The sequence below is a fragment of the Oceanisphaera sediminis genome, assembly GCF_039539745.1.
Classification (GTDB): Bacteria; Pseudomonadota; Gammaproteobacteria; order Enterobacterales; family Aeromonadaceae; genus Oceanimonas; species Oceanimonas sediminis.
This window is the reverse complement of sequence record NZ_BAABDS010000014.1, coordinates 141,486-147,485: the sequence shown is the minus strand read 5'-3', so window position 1 is coordinate 147,485 and position 6,000 is coordinate 141,486. Positions and strand designations below refer to the sequence as shown.

The window sequence follows — 6,000 nt, the reverse complement described above, 5'->3', positions numbered from 1 at the left end:
TGAAACTCACACTAACCCGAATGAAAACAGCATCTTATTGGCACAGACACAGTTAACTCATACATAGCCAATATAGTTGGAGAAGGTGTTTTTAATTCTGAAATGGTACTTTCATTAGGGTTTGATTGCAATAATGATATTATTGATAGTTGGGGATCTTTTTGTTCTACCGTTGAAGACGATATTGCTATCTTACGTACTATTGGAGAGTTTATTAGGGCAGTATTAGTTGGCAGTCAAGATTGGACAACTTTCGGGCAGAGTTTAGTTGCAAAAGCAGGCTACAGAGGTATACGAACAACTGCCTATAAGCGACAAATTGGTTTAATTACTACTCCTGAATCTATTTCTGGTGTCGGTGCGCAAGTCTCAGGATGGATAACAGGTTTAATATCTAAACTACTGAAATGGCCAGGCATTTCTATCAATGATCATGGTTATAAATGGCCATCATTATGGAAGATAGATTCTGTTTATAGATTAATAGATGACCGTTTGTCGTTATTAAAGGAAGCATATTGTTCTCTTTCTGGGATGCCTAGTTTACTTGAGCGGCAGGAGCTGGATTGGAAAAAAGATAAAAAAACGCTATCTGTTGTAATGGTTCAGTCAAAAATGCCAAGAAAGGAGGGTTTTTCTTCATTCGGTTTTTTACTTGAAGATGCTCAATACCGAGCAAAGCATAGGAAACATATTGCATCCGTTGCAGAGCTAGTTTTGAAACACCTTGAAGTTCAAAAAGAAAATACAGGTGAGGATCGAAGAAAGTACGATGCCGATCTTATAATTTGGCCAGAGCTAGCTGTTCATAATGAGGATTTGGACGTGCTAGTTGCATTGTCCAGAAAAACAAAGGCGATTGTGTTTGCAGGTCTTGGGTTTATTCATCAAGACGGAATTGAGGGTCCTAATAATTGTGCAGTATGGATTGTTCCGACAAAACATAGATCTAGCCAAAGAGAAATTATCCGTCTGCAAGGTAAATGCAATATGATGGCTGATGAAAAAGAGAAGATTAAACCTTGGAGACCTTATCAGTTATTACTTGAGTTGGTACACCCAGCCTTTAAGGACGAAAAAGGCTTTGTGTTAACAGGTTCAATCTGCTTTGATGCAACTGATATTTCTCTAAGTGCTGATCTACGTGATAAATCCAATGCTTACTTAGTCAGCGCCCTTAATCAAGATGTAAATACATTTGATTCTATGGTAGAAGCACTACACTATCATATGTACCAACATGTGGTTTTGGTTAACTCTGGGGAGTTCGGTGGTTCATTTGCGAAAGCACCTTATAAAGATGCACACAAGCGTCTTATTGCTCATGTACATGGTAATAATCAAGTTTCAATTAATACTTTTGAGATGAATATGTTTGACTTCAGGAGAGACAGTGTCGGTAAGAGTATGCAGTCGGAACTGAAGAAAAAAACTGCACCGGCAGGTGTGAAATATATTTCACATTGAGTTTTTATGTGTTTGGATGATAATTAATCAAAATACATCACGTTGGTTTTTTCTATTCTGCCGAGGGTTCAGATAATGTATTTCGTGCTTGTAAGGTAATCACCATAGCACAAAACACATTCTATAGTGGCTAAATAAATGGGGAAGCTAAGGCTTGGTATCTTACAGCCGGGACTGGCCTAGCGACTCCGGAGGACTTTCAGGAGGCGCAGGCAAAGCGAGCTGCTATGAGTGCAGCACGTTATCTGCGTGAGGTCAGTCAGGGGTATCATATCTCGGGTGTGGTGGATTATGAGCAGGTTCGGGAATTGGCCCGAATCAACGGCGACCTTGGCCGCTTAGGTGGCCTATTGAAGCTATGGCTTACCGATGACGTGCGAACTGCCCAGTTCGGCCAGTCTACAATCCTTGCTGTTCTCAGCAAGATTGAGGCGACACAGGAGGAAATGGGTAAGGTTATGACCAAGATTGTTATGCCGAGGTCTGAATTATGACGATGAGAAAATAGTAGTATAAAGGCGGCGCGGGGCCGCCTTTAATTGTTCTGCCAACTAAGTGGATTGATTGAAAATGAACTTTCCCTATTCAGTTCGACTTTATATTTCTTAGTTTAAGACATCATTTTGTTGTAATGTTCTTCAAAATCTGTTCGTAGGAAAACTTCTCTGAATTTATTGATAAAGCGATCTGAATCTATTTCGCCAAGATCGTTTATGTTTACTGAGTCGGAATGAGATTCTCTGTTAATAAATCTGAAAAAAGAAGAAAATTCAGCGTCATCTTCTTCTAGTTCATCAAGAGCTTTTTTTAATTCATCGGTTTTGTGAACGAAAGAAAAGTAATATTCGAGAATGTTTCTCATGATGTTAGGGAGTACGATGTTATTAGTGTTCCCTTCTTGTGCATCTTTTATTATCTGCCAATAGGACTGGTAGTCATTTTTTATATCGCCTCTCTTCATTGGCGATATGTTGCTATGAGTATTTTTTGTGACTCTGAATACATTGCACTTTCTATCGAAGTCCTCTTGTTTCTTAGGGAGGTATTTTGTCATTTCGTGTAGGAAATATAGGCTATGAGTCAGCAGGATAACTTGCGAATACTCATATCCTTTGATGATTTTCTTATGAGTAAGAGAGCCTATCTCATATATGTAATTATGAGATAGACTGGAAATTGGATCGTCAACAACAATTATTTTCTTGTTCTTAGAAGTTGGCGAGTCGAAGCGTATGCTTCCCTGGCACAATTCCAAAAAATAAAGATAAGTGATAAGAGTTTTCTCACCTTCACTCAGAGATTTGTACACGTGATTTCCGCTGTTGTGCGTGCCTCGGCAAAGGTAATAGTGGTTGTCTTCACCTGGCTTTCGTTTGATTTCAAAGCCTCCTAAGCCGATGCTTATGATCTGATTGTTAATGTTGGTTATTGACGTATCTATGTTTGTTATCTTTGCTCTGTTCTCAGAGATTATTTCATTCTGTTCTTCGATTGACCTGGTCAACGCTGCTATTTTGTCTTCGTATTTCAAAATTTCAGAACTGATTTCCTCTATTAATTTGTGGTGTTCCTTTATTTCAGAATCAAACTTAATGCGAACCAATGACCAGAATTTACTCTTGATTTCGTCTAGGGAATCTTTCTTCTTTTCTAGTTTCGAGTTAAAGGTTCTTCTCGAAGAGTTTTCTTCTTCTACTATTTGGTTTATTGATTGTAAAAAATCGTCTGTTTCTTTCAGTGATACTCTTATGCTAGGGTTGTTTAGCTTTTTATCTATTTTTTCTAGGTTTGCTTCTAAAGAGTTTATAAGCCTTTCTTTCTGTAAATCAAGGTCTCTATTGTTTAGTGATTTGAAATAATTTTCGGAAAGCTGTGTTTTTAGCTCGTTGGTTTTATTGAAGTAATTGTCTCTTAAACCCTGTATTTCTTTTTTCTTTTGTTCATATGATGAGTCGAATAGTGAGTTGATTTGCTTTGCCAATTCATCCCCTAAAGCCTGCTGACAGAATGGACATTTCCCTTTCGCATCATTTATGTAAATTCTACCTTGATCTATCCATGAGGAATTCTTTAATTTTTCTACTAGATTGGATAGGTAGCTTTCTCTTGATGCAATAATCACTTCGTTAAAAATGCTGTTTGTCTCTATGGCAGACAAATTGGAGGATAGTGTTGGTAATAGACTTCTTTTCTCAGCAGTTTTTCTGTTTAGTTCGCTTGATTCCCTTGCAAGATCGTTAAAATCATATCCAGGTGAATTTAGTAGAGGAGTTCTTAAAAGCGCTTCATAAAACTTGTCAGCAGAATTTTTAAAGCCCACTAAACAGTGGTCTAGATCTTTTCTGTCATGCTCTTTCTTGATTTCATATACTTTGTTTTTTATGTGTCGTATCTTAGTCTCCTTTCTGGTTCCACACTCCGATTTAGCTTGCTGTTTTTGATGCCTCTGGCCTTCTAGGCTGGTTATTTCCTGTTCTGCAACAGTTATTGCTTGTTCGGCTGCCACATTTTCTTCACCGAGGGTGAATACTCCCTCAAAACTATCTTGCGAAAAGTTTTTTTCCACAAAATCAGTGTTGTAAACTAATAGTTGATAGTCTTGCGAGTTTGGTAGAGTAAAATTACACCTATTATAGTTGCTGTCTGATGTGTTCTGTAAGTATCTTGCTAGAGTTGATTTTCCTGTACCGTTATGACCATAAATGACTACTAATTTTTTGTTTGTGTTTATCGTAACTGGAGTAAGTTCACTAAAGCTTGCTACTCCTTGCATTGTTATAGACTCGATCATTTTCCCTCCGTATATTATTTGTGAAGTTTTCTTTATATGCTTGCTGCTCATCCCATTGTAGGAGAAAAAGGAGGGGCTATATTGATGTAGCCCAGAAAAATCCTTATGAAACATGCTACTTTGGTATTATGTGCTTAGGCTTTGCTTCATTAGAGGTCGAGGAGTGGGGAGGTCACGGTTGAGGGGGGAGACATGAGCAAGCGTCAGCATCCTGGGGGATCGGGTACAGCAGACGTGCCGCAGCTCACTACTACAGAGGAGCACAAAGGGCGCTTGGCTATGGTCCGCAGGCTTCATCCTGTTGAGCTGGAACAACTGCGTAAGGACATGGCAGAATCGTCAGCTTGGGCCAAAGCTGAACTAAAACGTCGACGAGCTGCAAAAAATCAAAAAAATTCTGAGCATGGTATAGATGATGGTATCGAGAAAGGTTGCTCTTCTAATTAGCTGTTATTTCTATGTATTTTCTTCTAATTGATATTAGAGTGGGAATAAGCGGCTAGGCATCTTGCATAAAGCACGATGAAAAAAGGGGCGCTTGCGCCCCTTTTTGTTTTCTGTTGTCGGCTAAGATCTATCTTCGACTTTCAGTTTTCCCGGTCATGTTATCGTGACACGGTCCCACTCATGAAAGGAAGGATCATGAGAACATCAATTTTTAGTCTGCTTTTTGCGGTTGCTATTTCTGCCTCGGCACAGACGGCGGATGGCATGATGAATATTGAAAGTACGTTTACCGTGAAGGACACGGCCGATCGAATGGAAAGCATCCTGAAAGAGAACGGGATGACGGTATTCAATCGAATAGATCACGCACAGGGTGCCGATAAGGTTGGCCTCGAGCTGCGAGATACCGAGCTACTGCTGTTCGGTAACCCCAGGGTAGGCAGCCCGTTGATGCAGTGCCGGCAAAGTGTGGCTATCGACCTGCCGCAAAAAGCCCTGATCTGGCAAGACGAAGCAAACAGGGTCTGGATATCCTATAACGAGCCGGGATATTTAGCGAAAAGACACGATATTACCGGCTGCGAAGAGGTGATATCGAAAATAGAAAAGGCACTGGCCGGCATGGCAACAAAGGCCACAAAAGAATAAGGCTTTGTCTTATAGATGGTTTTACCGACAGTTTTTTATCTGTCGCCAAAAGGCGGACGTCGATAAAAAGGGCGCCGAGAGGCGCCCAACCGGATCGTGCTTGCTATCCATACTACTGTACTTCACTACGTCGGCTCGCAGACACTGGCTCCTGTGCCTGCAAACCGGTTGGCTTTTCGGCCAACGTCGGGATTATTCCTGGTTCTTGCGCTTGTCGCGCTTCTCCTGACGTTTTTCTTTCAGGGATTTTTCCGCTTTCTTTTTTACCTTTTCCTTACTCATGATCAGGCTCCTTGATGACGGGCCGCCGGAAAAGTGCCGCTTTCTTTGTCTCGCTGGCCTGTAAAATCGACGTTGTCACAAGCTCAAGTTGAATAGACTCAAGCTACGCCCATTTAAGAGGGCCACGGCAGATTGAATACTTCAAGGCTGCATCTCCTGTGCTGTACGGGTCAGGTAATACCGAATAAAGAGGGGGCCGGCCGCGATTGTCGGCCGCAGTATTCAAGCCGGATGCCAAAAACAGCATCCGGCTTAAACCGGGCAGAAGGGGGCAGGGCTCGGAAAATTGATCTGATACTTATACATAAAACCCTCTGTCAGTAGCGCAGTTATGTAAGTAGTAACGGTAAGCAGTAAAATCCCAA

The 6,000-nt window shown here is 40.9% G+C and carries 5 protein-coding genes; 4 read left to right on the top strand and 1 reads right to left on the bottom strand.

The features are described 5' to 3' along the window. Positions 1 to 102: 102 nt before the first annotated feature. Positions 103 to 1,467 (top strand): hypothetical protein, encoded by a 1,365-nt coding sequence (locus ABD827_RS06165; RefSeq protein ID WP_344963309.1) that lies wholly within the window; start codon positions 103 to 105, stop codon positions 1,465 to 1,467. Positions 1,468 to 1,601: 134 nt separating this feature from the next. Continuing rightward, positions 1,602 to 1,961, top strand: a complete 360-nt coding sequence (gene traJ / locus ABD827_RS06160) for a conjugal transfer transcriptional regulator TraJ (RefSeq protein WP_344963319.1) — start codon at positions 1,602 to 1,604, stop codon at positions 1,959 to 1,961. Between the two features lie 116 nt (positions 1,962 to 2,077). On the opposite strand, the gene ABD827_RS06155 is transcribed toward traJ, so the two are convergent. Further along, positions 2,078 to 4,258, bottom strand: a complete 2,181-nt coding sequence (locus ABD827_RS06155; protein ID WP_344963308.1) for an AAA family ATPase — start codon at positions 4,256 to 4,258, stop codon at positions 2,078 to 2,080. Between the two features lie 192 nt (positions 4,259 to 4,450). On the opposite strand from ABD827_RS06155, the gene ABD827_RS06150 reads away from it, so the two are divergent. Both ABD827_RS06150 and ABD827_RS06145 read left to right on the top strand, forming a co-directional pair. Further along, the gene (locus ABD827_RS06150) at positions 4,451 to 4,705 is read left to right on the top strand and encodes a hypothetical protein (protein WP_344963306.1); all 255 of its coding nucleotides are present in this window, start codon (positions 4,451 to 4,453) and stop codon (positions 4,703 to 4,705) included. Positions 4,706 to 4,900: 195 nt separating this feature from the next. After that, positions 4,901 to 5,353 carry a DUF302 domain-containing protein gene (locus ABD827_RS06145; RefSeq protein WP_344963304.1) on the top strand — a complete coding sequence of 151 codons (453 nt, stop codon included), beginning with the start codon at positions 4,901 to 4,903 and terminating at the stop codon, positions 5,351 to 5,353. Positions 5,354 to 6,000: the final 647 nt, after the last annotated feature.

Coding starts and splice junctions, on each gene's coding strand:
- ABD827_RS06150 (WP_344963306.1), top strand. CDS start 4,451: ATGAGCAAGCGTCAGCATCCTGGGGGATCGGGTACAGCAGACGTGCCG.
- ABD827_RS06145 (WP_344963304.1), top strand. CDS start 4,901: ATGAGAACATCAATTTTTAGTCTGCTTTTTGCGGTTGCTATTTCTGCC.
- ABD827_RS06155 (WP_344963308.1), bottom strand. CDS start 4,258: ATGATCGAGTCTATAACAATGCAAGGAGTAGCAAGCTTTAGTGAACTT.
- ABD827_RS06165 (WP_344963309.1), top strand. CDS start 103: ATGGTACTTTCATTAGGGTTTGATTGCAATAATGATATTATTGATAGT.